The organism is Planktotalea sp., assembly GCF_049680325.1.
Taxonomy (GTDB): Bacteria; Pseudomonadota; Alphaproteobacteria; order Rhodobacterales; family Rhodobacteraceae; genus Planktotalea.
In genome coordinates, this window is record NZ_JBAUHO010000071.1 from 1 (window position 1) to 15,493 (window position 15,493).

The 15,493-nt window shown below is 53.8% G+C and carries 14 protein-coding genes; 4 read left to right on the plus strand and 10 right to left on the minus strand.

From position 1 onward, the window contains the following. On the plus strand, nucleotides 1-682 hold a 682-nt coding region (locus WBC85_RS02890; RefSeq protein WP_424433170.1), incomplete at its 5' end, for a threonine aldolase family protein. On the opposite strand, the gene WBC85_RS02895 is transcribed toward WBC85_RS02890, so the two are convergent. After that, nucleotides 663-1,475 (minus strand): alpha/beta fold hydrolase, encoded by an 813-nt coding sequence (locus tag WBC85_RS02895; RefSeq protein WP_424433171.1) that lies wholly within the window; start codon nucleotides 1,473-1,475, stop codon nucleotides 663-665. The genes WBC85_RS02890 and WBC85_RS02895 overlap by 20 nt on opposite strands. 3 nt (nucleotides 1,476-1,478) lie before the next feature. After that, complete coding sequence (locus WBC85_RS02900; RefSeq protein WP_424433172.1) at nucleotides 1,479-2,078, minus strand: 2-hydroxychromene-2-carboxylate isomerase; 600 nt, start codon at nucleotides 2,076-2,078, stop codon at nucleotides 1,479-1,481. 116 nt (nucleotides 2,079-2,194) lie between these two features. On the opposite strand from WBC85_RS02900, the gene WBC85_RS02905 reads away from it, so the two are divergent. Continuing rightward, nucleotides 2,195-3,211, plus strand: a complete 1,017-nt coding sequence (locus WBC85_RS02905) for a ribose-phosphate pyrophosphokinase (protein ID WP_424433173.1) — start codon at nucleotides 2,195-2,197, stop codon at nucleotides 3,209-3,211. A 47-nt stretch (nucleotides 3,212-3,258) separates the two neighbouring features. On the opposite strand, the gene WBC85_RS02910 is transcribed toward WBC85_RS02905, so the two are convergent. The 8 genes from WBC85_RS02910 to WBC85_RS02945 form a co-directional block, all read right to left on the minus strand. Further along, entirely contained in the window at nucleotides 3,259-5,550 is a 2,292-nt protein-coding gene (locus tag WBC85_RS02910) for an Orn/Lys/Arg decarboxylase N-terminal domain-containing protein (RefSeq protein ID WP_424433174.1), read from the minus strand. 155 nt (nucleotides 5,551-5,705) lie between these two features. After that, nucleotides 5,706-6,056, minus strand: coding sequence for an H-type lectin domain-containing protein (locus WBC85_RS02915; protein WP_424433175.1), 351 nt, complete (start codon nucleotides 6,054-6,056; stop codon nucleotides 5,706-5,708). A 146-nt stretch (nucleotides 6,057-6,202) separates the two neighbouring features. Further along, entirely contained in the window at nucleotides 6,203-6,619 is a 417-nt protein-coding gene (locus tag WBC85_RS02920) for a F0F1 ATP synthase subunit epsilon (protein WP_424433176.1), read from the minus strand. Nucleotides 6,620-6,674: 55 nt separating this feature from the next. After that, nucleotides 6,675-8,099, minus strand: coding sequence for a F0F1 ATP synthase subunit beta (atpD, locus tag WBC85_RS02925; RefSeq protein WP_424433177.1), 1,425 nt, complete (start codon nucleotides 8,097-8,099; stop codon nucleotides 6,675-6,677). An 18-nt stretch (nucleotides 8,100-8,117) separates the two neighbouring features. After that, a complete protein-coding gene (locus tag WBC85_RS02930; RefSeq protein WP_424433178.1) occupies nucleotides 8,118-8,993 on the minus strand; it encodes a F0F1 ATP synthase subunit gamma in 876 nt (291 codons plus the stop codon). 13 nt (nucleotides 8,994-9,006) lie between these two features. Further along, on the minus strand, nucleotides 9,007-10,545 hold the full coding sequence (gene atpA, locus WBC85_RS02935; RefSeq protein WP_424433179.1) for a F0F1 ATP synthase subunit alpha: 1,539 nt from the start codon (nucleotides 10,543-10,545) through the stop codon (nucleotides 9,007-9,009). Further along, nucleotides 10,546-11,112, minus strand: a complete 567-nt coding sequence (locus tag WBC85_RS02940) for a F0F1 ATP synthase subunit delta (protein ID WP_424433180.1) — start codon at nucleotides 11,110-11,112, stop codon at nucleotides 10,546-10,548. 268 nt (nucleotides 11,113-11,380) lie between these two features. After that, complete coding sequence (locus WBC85_RS02945; protein ID WP_424433181.1) at nucleotides 11,381-12,145, minus strand: class I SAM-dependent methyltransferase; 765 nt, start codon at nucleotides 12,143-12,145, stop codon at nucleotides 11,381-11,383. 62 nt (nucleotides 12,146-12,207) lie between these two features. Here WBC85_RS02945 and gloB point away from each other — a divergent pair, with 62 nt between their 5' ends. Together gloB and clpA are read left to right on the plus strand one after the other, a co-directional pair. Next, nucleotides 12,208-12,975, plus strand: a complete 768-nt coding sequence (gloB, locus tag WBC85_RS02950) for a hydroxyacylglutathione hydrolase (RefSeq protein WP_424433182.1) — start codon at nucleotides 12,208-12,210, stop codon at nucleotides 12,973-12,975. A 180-nt stretch (nucleotides 12,976-13,155) separates the two neighbouring features. Further along, nucleotides 13,156-15,483, plus strand: coding sequence for an ATP-dependent Clp protease ATP-binding subunit ClpA (clpA, locus tag WBC85_RS02955; protein WP_424433183.1), 2,328 nt, complete (start codon nucleotides 13,156-13,158; stop codon nucleotides 15,481-15,483). Nucleotides 15,484-15,493: the final 10 nt, after the last annotated feature.

The following is a 15,493-nucleotide window of genomic DNA, read 5'->3' on the forward strand; positions in this document are numbered from 1 at the left end:
CGCAAGTGAAGGCACGCGCGGCGTCCATGGCCCACAACGCGGGGCCGTTTCAATCACACAGGTGGCCGAAAAAGGTTCGGTGCATTCATTGGCAGAACTGAAGGCCCTTGTTGCTGTCGCAAAAGAATTCGACCTGCCCGTGCATTTGGATGGCGCACGTTTTGGCAATGCGATGGTTGCGCTTGGATGCACCCCGGCCGAGATGTCCTGGAAACTGGGAATTGATGCCGTTAGCTTTGGTGGTACCAAGAACGGATTGATGGGCGTTGAGGCGGTTATTTTCTTTGATCCCGCTAAATCATGGGAATTCGAGCTGCGCCGCAAACGCGGAGCGCATCTGTTTTCCAAGGGACGTTTTTTGTCCGCGCAGATGGAGGCCTATCTAAGCGGTAATCTTTGGATCGAAAGCGCGGCAAAGGCGAATGCGAACATGGCACGCCTTTCCAGCGGTTTGCGTGTGCTCGAAGGGGTTTCCTTCCTTGCAGAGCCAGCGGCAAATCTACTGTTCGCTAAGCTGCCGCGTGCAGCACACAAGCGTTTGAAAGAGGCAGGTGCCGTTTACTATCTATTTGGCGAACTGGAGGGCGATGATCCAAGCGAGCCTGTGCTTTGCCGGCTCGTCTGCGATTGGTCCATTTCAAACGCGCAAATCGATCAGTTTATCAACCTTGCTGCTGGCTGATAAACTGAAGGATTTCACGCGCCACGGCTTCGGGACGGGTTAGCGGGACCATGTGACCGCCATCTGAAATACGCACCCAAGTGGTATTCGCAATGCGCTTCGCAAGGCCTGCGCATACGCCCTCCATCACAGGCCCGCCTTGGCAGCCGTCCATGACCAGGGTCGGCGCGCTGATCTGTTCTAACTTTCGGGACGCAATAAGGTTATAATGATCTTCGTTCACACCGCGGCTGTTCGCACCGATCAAGTGAATGCGACGCGCGAGCGCTTTTCGCCCTTCGATCGGCAAACTGTCCCAAGGGCGGCCATCACCGTAGGTTTCGGTAAACAACCGCGTTGCGAGCTCAAGCTCACCATCTTGTAAAGCTTGATAAAACGGACCCATTTCTTGCTTTAAAACGTCTACTGCTTTGGGGTTGTCCGCCTTTGCTATGGCCATCATCACAGGTTCAATCAGGATAAGACTGCGCACCATCTCAGGACGTTCGACAGCAAGGCGCAGCGCGACCGTTCCCCCGAAACTGTGCCCGATCACATCCATTGGCTCGGTCAAAAGATCAAGCGCCATTTCAGTCACGCGATCCTGCATATCACCCTTGTCATCCCAATCTGCCGCCCGGCCATGGCCGGGCTGATCGAAACTTGTCAGACTAAACGCGCCGCCAATTGCAGCGCCAAGTTTGGAATAGACGCCACCATGGGCGAGCGAGCAATGCAGCAACAAACCCTTACGCGGGCCAAAGCCATATGTGCTTAGATGGCTAGGATGGCCCGCAAGAACACGTTGTACCATTGTTCACAGATCGCCCGCCAAATGCGCATCCAGATCATCTAGACGATCTTGCCCCCAGAACATTTGCCCTGCGTCGGTGATATAAAAGGGCGTCCCGAAAACGCCGCTATTTACGGCCTGTTCAAGGTTAGCCGCATAGGTTTCCGCAGAAGCAAGCATGTCGCTGTCTGCAAGCGCCGGATCAAAGCCTGCTTCGCTCAAACATGCGCGGATTACATCATCATCTGCGATCTCTTTGTCGTCCTTCCAAACGGAACGGCAAAACGCTTGGACCAAAGCGCCCAGATCGCCGCCACCTGCACGTTGCGCCGCTATAACAGCATAACCCGAAGGCGCTGCGTTGGTCGGCCAGTGAGCAGGCTTCATGTTCAGCTCCATGCCCGCCTTTTTCACCTGACGGGGCAGTTCCTGCGCGCGGTAGGCCATACGGTTCGGATGGCGGTCTTTGGGTAGCGTGCCGCCCGTGCGGGCAAACAACTGGCCAATATCCAGCGGTTTATAGTTGATTTCATAACCATGCTTGGCCGCGATTTGTTCTAGACGCGTTCCTGCAAGGTATACGTAGGGCGAAAGAGTCGAAAAATAGTAATCTATGTGAGGCATCTGGTCTCTCCCAAGGGCTAACGCGGGCTGCGTGCTTTGCTGCACGGTAGAGCCATGCTAAGCGGTGTCAACCTCGCGATTCTCTGCTCGCGAATTGGCTGCCAAGGACACTGCTCATGCCCAATCTCTCCGATCCCAAACTTATTTCAGGCAACGCGAACAAGCCGCTCGCAGAAGCGATTTCCCGGCGCATGTCGATGCATCGCGGAATGAGCGTTGGTCTTGTCGATGCCCGCGTCGAACGCTTCAATGACGGCGAGATTTTCGTAGAGATGTTTGAAAACGTGCGCGGCGAGGATGTGTTTATCATCCAGCCCACATCAAATCCTGCCAATGACAATCTGATGGAACTTTTAATCATGGCAGACGCGCTGCGTCGCTCGTCTGCACAGCGCATCACAGCGGTCATCCCCTACTTCGGCTATGCCCGTCAGGACCGCCGCACGAAAGCGCGTACACCGATTACGGCCAAGCTTGTCGCAAACATGCTGGTCGAAGCGGGCATCGAGCGAATCCTGACCATGGATCTACACGCAGCGCAGATCCAGGGCTTCTTCGATATCCCTGTCGATAACCTCTATGCCTCGCCGATTTTCGCGCTCGATATCATGACGAACTTCAAGGATCAGATGGGTGACGTGATGATCGTCTCCCCTGATGTGGGCGGCGTTGCCCGCGCGCGTGAATTGGCAAAGCGTATCAATGCACCGCTTTCTATCGTGGACAAGCGCCGCGAAAAGCCGGGCGAGATCGCGGAAATGACGATCATCGGTAGCGTCGAGGGCAAGACTTGCATCATCGTAGACGATATCTGTGACACCGCTGGCACGCTCTGTAAGGCGGCTGAGGTATTGATCGAGAATGGCGCTAAGGAAGTGCATTCCTACATCACTCACGGCGTTCTGAGCGGCCCCGCTGTTGAGCGCGTGACGAAGTCCGTAATGAAGTCATTGGTGATTACCGACACGATTGAGGCAACCAAGCCCGTTCAAGACGCACCAAATATCCGCATCGTACCAACAGCGCCCATGTTCGCACAGGCGACGCTGAACATCTGGAACGGTACGTCTGTATCTTCACTGTTCGAGATGGAAACGCTCGGCCCGATTTATGAAGGTCTCTACACAGTCTAAGGAAACAAGCGCGGTGCATTTGATCTGCACCGCGCTTTTTCTTCGCTTTAGATAGCAACGCAGTCTGCGAAATACTGAATTAGACCATCGTCGTCTTTTTCTTGAACTAGTCCGTGGATATCGGTCTCAAAGCCCGGACATTTGCGCGCAAACGCGCGGTTAAACTTCAGATATTCCACAATCTTTCTGTTGAACACTTCACCCGGTATCAAAAGCGGAATGCCAGGAGGATAAGGCGTCACCAGGCTGGTCGTGATCCGACCCTCAAGATCATCAATCGGCACCCGCTGCGTCGTGCGCGCGGCGATGCACGCAAAGGCATCGCTAGGCTTCATTTCCGGCAAATGATCGCTGAGATACATTTCGGTCGACAGGATCGCCACGTCATGCTGTGCATAAAGCGAATGCACGTGCTGGCACATATCGCGAAGGCCCATCTTTTCATACTTGGACTGTTTCTCGCAAAATTCCGGCATGCAGCGCCACATGGGTTGGTTCTTATCGTAGTCGTCCTTGAACTGCTGCAATTCGGTCAAAAGCGAATTCCATCGGCCCTTGGTAATGCCAATCGTAAACATAACGAAAAAGCTGTAGAGCCCAGTTTTTTCTACAACAACGCCGTGCTCCGCCAAGTATTTCGTTACAATAGACGCAGGGATACCGGTTTCTTCAAAGCGACCATCCAGATTCAGACCGGGCGTGATTAACGTCGCCTTGATTGGATCAAGCATGTTAAAGCCCGGCTCCATATCACCAAATGCGTGCCAAGAATCTTCGCCATCAACGGGCTGAACCCCTTCTGCGTCGGTCTTTTTCAGCACCCAATCGCTTGGGTTGTCGACACCCTCATCGCCAAGTTCGTCTGGACCCCAAACCTGGAACCACCAATCCTTTTCGCCATATTCTTCATCCACTTTGCGCATCGCACGGCGGAAATCGAGCGATTCCAGAATGCTTTCTTCGACCAGAGCACGCCCACCGGGCGGTTCCATCATCGCCGCTGCGACGTCGCAGCTAGCTATGATGCTGTATTGCGGACTGGTCGAAGTGTGCATCAGATAGGCCTCGTTAAAGAGGTGGCGATCCAATTTGGTTTCTTTGCTATCTTGCACCAGCACTTGGCTGGCCTGACTGATGCCAGCAAGTAGCTTGTGGATGGACTGCGTTGCGTAGGTAACTGATTTCGTCGGGCGTTCGCGCTTTTTGCCCATCGCGTGAAAGTTGCCATAAAATGAATGAAACGCCGCATGCGGCAGCCATGCTTCGTCAAAGTGCAGGTTCTCGACATAGCCATCAAGCATGTCTTTGATAACCTCGGTGTTATAGAGGACGCCGTCATAGGTGGATTGCGTCAGCGTTATGATCCGTGGCTTGATCGTTTCCGCATCCACATGAGCCAACAGCGGGTTTTCGCGGATCTTCGCCTTGATGCTTTCAATCTCGAACTCGGCCTTTGGGATAGGGCCGATAATACCGTAGTGGTTGCGCGTCGGCTTCATAAAGACCGGAATTGCGCCCGTCATGATGATGCTGTGCAGGATGGATTTGTGACAATTGCGATCCACCACAACTACGTCGCCGGGGGCAACCGTATGATGCCAGACCATCTTGTTCGACGTACTCGTGCCGTTGGTCACAAAGAAGCAATGATCGGCGTTGAAAATCCGCGCAGCATTGCGTTCTGATGCACCAATCGCGCCGTTATGATCCAAGAGCTGACCCAGTTCTTCAACCGCGTTACACACATCCGCACGCAGCATATTTTCACCGTAGAACTGGTGATACATCTGGCCAATCGGGCTTTTAAGAAAGGCCACGCCGCCAGAATGACCCGGGCAGTGCCAAGAATAAGAACCGTCTTCTGCGTAATCGAGCAGCGCCTTGAAGAAGGGCGGCTGGATGCTTTCGAGATAGGCCTTGGCATCGCGAATGATGTGGCGCGCGACGAATTCAGGCGTGTCCTCGAACATATGGATAAAACCGTGCAATTCGCGCAAAACATCATTCGGCAAATGGCGGCTGGTTTTGGTTTCGCCGTAAATGTAGATCGGCACATCTTCATTCTTCCAGCGCACTTCCTCGATGAAATTGCGCAGGTTTACGACAGCAGGGTCAAGATCAGGACCGGGTGTGAATTCTTCATCATCAATCGACAGAACGAACGCACTTGCGCGTGATTGCTGCTGCGCGAACTGGGAAAGATCGCCGTAGCTGGTTGTGCCCAGTACTTCAAAGCCTTCGCTTTCAATCGCTTCTGCGACAGCACGAATGCCAAGACCAGATGAGTTGTCGGATCGGAAATCTTCATCAATGATAACAATCGGAAAACGGAATTTCATCTACTGTTCCTTGTCGTGCACCTGAAGGTGTCACGGTCACAAGTGAACCGACAAACCATTAGAGATGCACCATTACGTTTAAGAAAGTCTTCACGACTAGTGGGCATTGGCGTGTGCGTCGTCAAGAGAAGACATTGCAGGCCTGAATGCGTGCCTTATGACACGTCCCATTCATCTTCATCGCGCAGACCACCCATCGCAATCCAGGACAGTCGCACGCGGGCGACGCGGGTGTCGTCCCATGTTCGGAAGATAAGATCAAAGCCCGTGGTCGAAATATTCTTCGCCTGCGCATCGGCCCGTACATTGGTGTCTTTGTCCAAATCCAGAAGCGACATCGACACTTGTACAGCGGGCGCATCTACAAAGGGTTCTGAAAAAATAATGGTTTTCTTGCGTTGCCGCGTACCATTACCCAACCACATTTTTCCATCGTTCTCGTAATCAGAGAACATGATGTGTTCGCCCTGATCTATACCGAAAAGATGACTACGAATGCGTTTCATGGAATGCGGGCAATCTATTGTAAGTGACTGTGCTCACCTTAGAATTGAATCTGGGCAGATTTTTGGCAAGCACGAAACACATATTAAACGAAAAAGCCCTCCCGAAAGCTTCGGAAGGGCTTAGTCTATAAACTTGAAGCGCGAAATTAGTTGACGCTAATTCCAAGCGCATCACCGATTGCAACAACATCCGCCAATGCTTTGGCCGCGTCGTCCGCGCCTTCGCTTTTGGCTTCTTGAGCCTTCGCAAAGGCATCAGTTGCAACGTCAATCATATCCTTCAGCGTCGCTTGGTCCATGTCCGCTTTCGCAATCGCACGCTCGGCAAGAACGGAAATACCGCCATCGCCGATCTCTGCGAAACCGCCAGTGACCACGTATTCCGCATCGCCCTCTGGGCCGCTCACTTTCAAAACGCCGGGGCGCAATGTGGTGATCGTAGGCGCATGATCGGCCATAGCCGTCATATCACCGTCAGAGCCTGGGATCTGCACTTCGGTGACCTGCATGGATGCAAGGCTCCGCTCTGGGCTAACCAGATTGAATTGCAGTGTGTCCGCCATGTTCTTCTCCTTTGTAGGTGGTGCAGACCAATGCCTGCACCAACCAGATCAGGGATTAAGCTGCGTCCGCGGCCATTTTCTCGGCTTTGGCGATCACTTCGTTGATGCCGCCAACCATATAGAAGGCGCCCTCTGGAAGGTGATCGTACTCGCCTGCGACAACCGCCTTGAACGACGCGATTGTGTCTTCGATCGGAACCTGAACACCGTCAGAACCCGTGAAGACCTTCGCAACGTCGAACGGCTGGGACAAGAAGCGTTCCAGCTTACGCGCACGTGCAACAGCCAGTTTGTCTTCTTCAGACAATTCGTCCATGCCGAGAATGGCAATGATGTCCTGAAGCGATTTGTAGCGCTGAAGAACCTGCTGAACGTCTGTCGCGACCTTGTAGTGCTCGTCACCGATAATCAGTGGGTCAAGCAAACGCGATGTGGAGCCAAGTGGATCAACCGCAGGGTAGATACCTTTTTCCGAAATCGCACGATCCAGAACCGTTGTCGCATCAAGGTGCGCAAAGGATGTCGCTGGAGCAGGGTCGGTAAGGTCGTCCGCTGGAACGTAAACCGCTTGAACCGATGTAATGGAACCGTTCTTCGTGGAAGAAATACGTTCCTGCATCGCGCCCATGTCTGTCGCAAGTGTTGGCTGGTAGCCAACCGCAGAAGGAATACGGCCAAGAAGGGCGGAAACCTCGGAACCCGCTTGTGTAAAGCGGAAGATGTTATCAACGAAGAACAGAACGTCTGTACCTGTGTCATCGCGGAACTGCTCGGCCAGTGTCAAACCAGTCAAAGCAACACGCATACGCGCACCGGGAGGCTCGTTCATCTGACCGTAAACCAGAGCAATCTTGGACTCTGTCAGGTTGTCAGGAACGATAACGCCGGATTCGATCATTTCGTGGTAAAGGTCGTTACCTTCACGTGTACGCTCGCCAACACCCGCGAAGACGGAAACACCGGAGTGAACCTTCGCAATGTTGTTGATGAGTTCCATGATGAGAACCGTTTTACCAACGCCCGCACCACCGAAGAGACCAATTTTACCACCCTTCGTGTAAGGCGCGAGAAGGTCGATAACCTTGATGCCCGTCACGAGGATTTCTGTCGCTGTGGACTGCTGCTCAAACGTTGGCGCGTCGCCGTGAATTGGGCGGCGGCTTTCAGCAGCAACAGGGCCCTTTTCATCAACAGGATCGCCTGTCACGTTCATGATGCGACCAAGTGTTGCGTTACCAACCGGCACAGAAATCTGCGCGTTTGTGTTGGTGACTTCCTGACCGCGAACCAGACCTTCTGTCGCATCCATCGCAATGGTACGAACAGTGTTCTCGCCAAGGTGCTGCGCAACCTCGAGGATCAGCGTTTTGCCTTGGTTTTGTGTTTCCAGAGCGTTCAAAATCTCTGGTAGGTTGTCTTCGAACTGCACGTCAACGACAGCGCCGATGACCTGAGTAATTTTTCCGACAGAATTTGCCATGTCGTAAACTCCGATATTTTAGAGCGCTTCCGCGCCCGAAATGATTTCAATCAGCTCGTTGGTGATGACGGCCTGACGTGAACGGTTGTACTGGATCGTCAACTTGTCGATCATCTCACCCGCGTTGCGTGTTGCGTTATCCATTGCGGACATACGTGAGCCCTGCTCAGACGCCGCATTTTCCAGCAGAGCCGAGAAAATAGCAGTGGCGACACCGCGTGGTAGCAAGTCAGCCAAGATGGCCTCTTCGCTTGGCTCGTAGTCATAGAGCGTAGATGCGCCGGCATCCTCATCCGCTTCAAATGCCGCAGGAATGATCTGCTGCGCTGTCGGGACTTGGGTAACCACATTCACGAACTTCGCATAGAAGAGCGTTGCAACGTCGAACTCAGCCGCATCAAAACGTGCCAGAACATCAGAAGCGATGTCTTGAGCGTTAGAATAACCAAGGCGCTTCACGTCGGACAAATCAACGTGTCCAACATAATACTGACCAAAGTCACGCTTGAGGCTGTCGCGGCCTTTCTTGCCGACCGTCAGAATTTTGACAGTCTTGCCAGTCGCGAGAAGGGTGTCAGCATGCGCGCGTGCTTTCTTTGCGATGTTGGTATTGAAACCACCGCAAAGGCCACGTTCGGACGTCATGACAACCAACAGATGAACGTCATCCTTGCCCGTGCCGCTTAACAGCTTGGGCGCAGAGTCAGAACCACCGACCGAAGCCGCCAGCCCTGCCATCACAGCGTTAAAACGCTCTGTGTAGGGGCGTGACTGCTCGGCAGCTTCCTGCGCGCGGCGAAGTTTCGCCGCGGCAACCATTTGCATGGCTTTCGTGATCTTACGAGTGTTCTTCACACTCTGGATCCGATTTTTGAGATCTTTAAGATTTGCCATCTGTCAGATCCCCTTACGCGAAATCAGAAGCGAATTCGGTAAGTGCTGCGTGTAGTTTATCGGCAATCTCACCCTTGATCTTCTGATCTTTGTTGGTGATTTCGTCCAGAAGGGCAGCATGCTTGGAACGCATATGCGCCAACATGCCAGCCTCAAAGCGAGCCACGTCAGAGACTTCGATCTTATCAAGGAAGCCGTTTGTACCTGCGTAAATCACAGCAACGATTTCAGCGTTGGTCAGTGGAGAATACTGTGCCTGCTTCATCAATTCTGTCAGACGCGCACCACGGTTCAGCAATGCCTGTGTAGAGGCATCGAGGTCGGAACCGAACTGAGCGAACGCAGCCATTTCACGATACTGAGCAAGCGAGAGTTTAACCGGACCCGCAACAGAAGACATCGCCTTCGTTTGCGCGGATGAACCAACGCGAGAAACAGAAAGACCTGTGTTCACAGCTGGGCGGATACCTTGGAAGAACAATTCTGTTTCCAAGAATATCTGACCGTCTGTAATCGAAATCACGTTTGTCGGAATAAACGCAGAAACGTCACCGCCCTGAGTTTCAATGATCGGCAGAGCCGTCAAAGAACCGGAACCGTTGTCCTCATTGAGCTTCGCAGAACGCTCAAGCAAACGGGAGTGAAGATAGAAAACGTCACCTGGGTAAGCTTCACGGCCTGGTGGGCGACGCAGAAGCAAGGACATCTGACGATACGCAACCGCTTGCTTGGAAAGGTCATCATAGATGATAAGCGCGTGACGGCCGTTGTCGCGGAAATGCTCTGCCATCGCAGTCGCGCCGTAAGGTGCGAGGAACTGCAGCGGTGCAGGCTCGGAAGCTGTCGCAGCAACAACGATAGAATATTCCATCGCGCCTGCTTCTTCTAGCTTTTTAACCAGCTGCGCAACTGTAGAGCGCTTTTGGCCAATCGCGACGTAGATGCAGTACAATTTCTTGTTCTCATCGTCGCCAGCGGCATCGTTGTAGGATTTCTGGTTCAGGATTGCGTCCAGAGCAACAGCAGTTTTGCCTGTCTGACGGTCACCAATGATAAGCTCTCGCTGGCCACGGCCAATCGGGATCATCGCGTCAACGGACTTCAGGCCTGTCGCCATCGGTTCGTGAACGGATTTACGTGGAATAATGCCAGGCGCTTTCACGTCTGCAACACCACGCTTTGTGCTTTTGATCGGGCCTTTGCCGTCGATCGGGTTACCCAGACCGTCAACAACACGTCCGAGCAATTCGTCACCAACGGGAACGTCCACGATAGAGTTGGTGCGCTTGACTGTGTCACCCTCTTTAATGTCGCGGTCGGAACCGAAGATAACAACACCGACGTTGTCCGCTTCCAGGTTCAGGGCCATGCCCTGAATACCACCGGGGAATTCGACCATCTCGCCGGCCTGAACATTGTCCAACCCGTGAACACGAGCGATACCGTCACCGACGGACAAAACCCGGCCAACTTCAGCAACTTCGGCATCTTTGCCAAAGTTCTTGATCTGGTCCTTTAGGATCGCAGAAATTTCTGCAGCTTGGATACCCATTTATCCGACCTCTTTCATTGCATTCTGGAGGGAATTTAGCTTGGAGCGGATCGACGTATCGATCATCTTCGAGCCAACTTTTACAACAAGACCGCCAATGAGGGATTCATCAACGGTTGCCTTGATCTTAACGTCTTTGCCCACATTGGCCTTCAGCGTTTTTGCCAGCTTGTCTGACTGCGCTTTGGTCATTGCAGTAGCGGATGTCACTTCCGCTGTCACTTCGCCTTTATCGTCGGCAATGCGCGCGCGCAGTTGCGAGATAAGTTGCGGCAACACGAACAGACGACGCTTTGTGGCCATAAGAGCCAAAGTGTTCGCCATGATCGGTTGCAATTTCATTTTCTTGGCGATCGCACCAATAGCTGCGCCTTGCACATCGCGGGAATAAACAGGCGATGAAATCAAGTCACGCAGATCAGCACTGTCATCCAGCGCCGCGGCGAGATCATCCACATTGGTTTCGAGTTTCGCGAGAGCCTTGCCGTCCTTGGCAAGATCGAAAACTGCTGAGGCATAGCGCGCAGCGATACCTGAGGAAATCGAAGCTGGTTCGGACACGTCCACCCTTCCGATATTCTGGCTCTTTACCCCGTTCCCCTAGAGGAGCAGGTCGAGAGCGATTGAGCTCCAACATATGTCGGTGCGTGAAATTCTGGGTCGATGTAGCAGAGCGTTTGCTCTATCGCAACATATCTTGATACAATTGCGTGATAGCCCATCCCCCTTATTTATAAGGGTATACCATGGCATGCGACGAGATGCGCACCTTAATAGGTTACAAAAATCCTTATATTTCGTGATTTTTGTGATTCCTTGGCCCGTTTTTCACAGCCTAAACGGTATCCCGATTTCTTCCCACCGCCGATTCAGGAACGGGTTTTGGTGCTAAAACTTCCAGCGGACTTGGCACACGCAGTCGATGGCCAGGTCCGATCGGCGCCTGAACCCGCTTGGACGCTTCCAATAACAACACGCCCGCAGGAAAGATTGCCGGGATGCGCCCGCCGATACGTTCAAGCAGCTGCGCCGACTTCATCCAGGCCCGTTTCTTGCTAGGCGGCTGGTAAAGCGCGGCGGTGCTGCGTTCAGGCAAAAATCCGTGGCGCTTTAGCTGAGTCTCTAGCTGGGACAGCGTGTACGGACGTCCAAATCCAAAGGGGGTCGCATCACTACGCGACCAAAGCCCCGCGCGGTTCGGCACGATAAACAACGCACGCCCGCCCGGCCCCAATGTGCGCCAGCATTCTTCCAGAACAGCCGTCGGATTTTCCGACGTTTCCAGCCCGTGCATTACTATCAGGCGATCCACTCGACCCGTTTCAATCGGCCAGAGCATTTCTTCACACAAAACCGAAACATTCGGCAGACCGGCAGGCCAGGGAATAACGCCTTGCGGTCCCGGCATAAGTGCCATCACGCGGCGCGCATCCTTCAAGTACGGGCGCAACAAAGGCGCGGCAAAGCCAAAGCCTGCAACGGTTTGCCCCTGCGCTTCGGGCCACATTCTGAGAACACGATCACGAACCGCGCGCTGCGCGGCACGACCAAGCGCCGAGCGATAGTAGAAATTTCGCAAGTCCTGCACATCAAGATGCATTGCAGCGCCTCTCGCAATCAGCCAATCTAAGCTAAAGCATATCAACACGGAGCCGAAACACCATGCCCTATGAAATAGTGACAATTCCGTGCTTGGCCGACAATTACGCATTCTTGATCGGCAATATAGAAACGCGCGAAGCAGCGATTGTTGACGTGCCAGAGGCTGGCCCGATCAATGCCGAAGTGACAGCGCGCGGATGGACCCTCACAACAGTTTTGCTGACGCACCATCATTGGGACCACATCGATGGTTTGGATGGCCTCACTGGACGCGAAGGTTTGAATGTTATCGGCGCGGCAGCAGACGCGCATCGCTTACCACCCCTGTCGCAAGCGGTGAGTGAGGGCGACGCAGTTAACGTGCTGGGCATCACAACACACATTTATGACGTCTCGGGTCACACGCTTGGACATATCGCGTTTCATATGCCCGAACTTGATGCCGTTTTCACAGCTGACAGCCTGATGGCCCTTGGATGTGGCCGCCTGTTTGAAGGCACACCCGGGCAAATGCACCAAAGCCTTAGCAAGCTTGCTGCGATGCCTGAAGAAACCGTTGTGTATTCCGGCCATGAGTACACCACGACCAACGCAAAATTTGCGTTAACTATTGAACCTGACAATGCGGCACTTATTTCTAGATGCGAAGCAACAGAAACAGCGCGGGCGGCTGGAACGCCAACCGTGCCCTCATCCCTTAAACTTGAGCGTGCAACAAACCCGTTCTTGCGCGCCCACATCCCACAAATTGCCCGGCATCTTGGTATGCAGGGTGCCTCAGAGGTGGATGTTTTCACCGAAATACGAAAGCGCCGCGACAGTTTTTAGAGCGGCCAGAAGCCGACGTTGATCGCCAAATTGTGACAGTTATGACCGCAGTCACATCAAAGTTGATCAACTTCTGACAGAATTAGCTTGAAGCTGGGCCAATATCGACCAAACTTTAAGACAATAGGCCTAAGCTACGCGACACCCCCTGAGCAGGGCCAAAGAAAAAGGAGCACACCCGTGCCATCATTTTCGACAACACTTGAGCAGGCTATCCATTCCGCGCTGGCATTGGCCAACGCACGCCGCCACGAATTCGCAACGCTAGAGCATCTTTTGCTCGCGCTTGTGGACGAACCCGATGCAGAACGTGTGATGAAAGCATGTTCCGTCGATACAGAAGAACTGCGTCAGACCTTGGTCGATTTCATTGACGACGACCTCAGCAATCTCATCACCGATATCGAAGGGTCCGAAGCTGTGCCGACGGCAGCCTTCCAACGTGTGATCCAGCGCGCGGCCATCCATGTGCAAAGCTCAGGTCGCTCTGACGTGACAGGCGCGAATGTGCTGGTTGCCATGTTTGCCGAGCGTGAAAGCAATGCGGCCTACTTCCTGCAAGAACAGGACATGACACGCTATGATGCCGTGAATTTCATTGCGCACGGCGTCGCCAAGGACCCCGCTTACGGCGAACCACGTTCAGTCACAGGCGCGCCAGAGATGGACGAAGAGGGTGCCGCTGCCGCCATGGAGGGCGAAGAGAAGAAAGAAAGCGCGCTTGCAAAATACTGCGTTGATCTGAACGTCAAAGCTGCAAAAGGCGATGTCGACCCCCTGATCGGCCGCGATAGCGAGGTTGAGCGCTGCATTCAGGTGCTGTGCCGCCGCCGCAAGAACAACCCGCTTCTGGTGGGCGATCCGGGCGTTGGCAAAACCGCGATTGCGGAAGGTCTCGCGCGGCGCATCGTACAGGGCGAAACGCCGGAAATTCTATCCAAGACGACGATCTATTCCCTCGACATGGGTGCGCTTCTTGCAGGCACGCGTTACCGCGGCGATTTCGAAGAACGTCTGAAAGCTGTTGTTTCTGAAATCGAAGACCACCCCGATAGCGTCCTTTTCATCGACGAAATCCACACAGTCATCGGCGCTGGCGCAACCTCTGGCGGCGCAATGGATGCCTCCAACCTTCTGAAGCCTGCTCTTCAGGGCGGCAAGCTGCGCACCATGGGCTCGACCACCTATAAAGAATTCCGTCAACACTTTGAAAAAGATCGCGCGCTGTCGCGTCGCTTCCAGAAGATCGACGTCGCGGAACCATCTGTTGAGGACACTGTAAAAATTCTCAAGGGGATCAAACCGTATTTTGAAGAGCATCATTCGGTCAAATATACGGCTGAAGCGATCAAGACAGCTGTGGAACTGGCCGCGCGTTATATCAACGACCGCAAACTACCCGACAAAGCCATCGACGTCATCGACGAGGCAGGCGCAGCGCAGCATCTGCTTGCCGAGAGCAAGCGCCGCAAAACTATCGGCGCGAAAGAGATCGAGGCAGTTGTCGCCAAAATCGCCCGCATTCCACCCAAGAATGTCTCCAAAGGCGATGCAGAAGTACTGCGCGATCTCGAGGCCAGCCTGAAACGCGTCGTCTTCGGACAAGACGCCGCGATCGAGGCGCTTAGTTCTGCAATTAAACTGTCACGTGCAGGTCTGCGTGAACCTGAAAAGCCCATTGGCAACTACCTGTTCGCAGGGCCAACAGGCGTGGGTAAGACCGAAGTTGCCAAACAACTGGCTGACGCGCTTGGCGTGGAAATGCTGCGCTTTGACATGTCCGAGTATATGGAAAAGCACGCAGTTTCGCGTTTGATTGGTGCCCCTCCCGGCTATGTCGGCTTTGACCAGGGCGGATTGCTCACAGATGGCGTCGATCAGCACCCGCATTGCGTACTGCTGCTTGACGAGATCGAAAAGGCGCACCCTGATGTGTTCAACATCCTTTTGCAGGTGATGGACCACGGTAAGTTGACCGATCACAATGGCCGCGCGGTCGATTTCCGCAATGTTGTTTTGATTATGACCTCTAACGCCGGCGCTGCCGAACAGGCGAAAGAGGCGATGGGCTTTGGCCGCTCCGCCCGCGAAGGTGAAGACACCGCAGCGGTCGAGCGCACCTTCACACCAGAGTTCCGCAATCGTCTGGACGCAGTTATCAGCTTTGGTGCCCTGCCCAAGAAAGTCATCATGCAAGTGGTTGAAAAGTTCGTGCTTCAGCTTGAAGCGCAGCTTATGGACCGCAACGTGACGTTCGAATTGTCCAAGGCCGCTACAGAATGGATTGCGGATAAAGGCTATGACAGCAAAATGGGTGCGCGTCCGCTGGGCCGCGTCATTCAGGAGCATATCAAAAAGCCGCTGGCGGAAGAACTTCTGTTTGGCAAACTCGCCAAGGGCGGCGTGGTGACGGTTGACGTGAAAGACGGCAAGATCGTCCTCAAAACCGAAGGGCCAGACAAGCCCCGCTTGTCAGGTAAAAAGCCACCACTTCTGACAGCTGAGTGATGCGCCCATA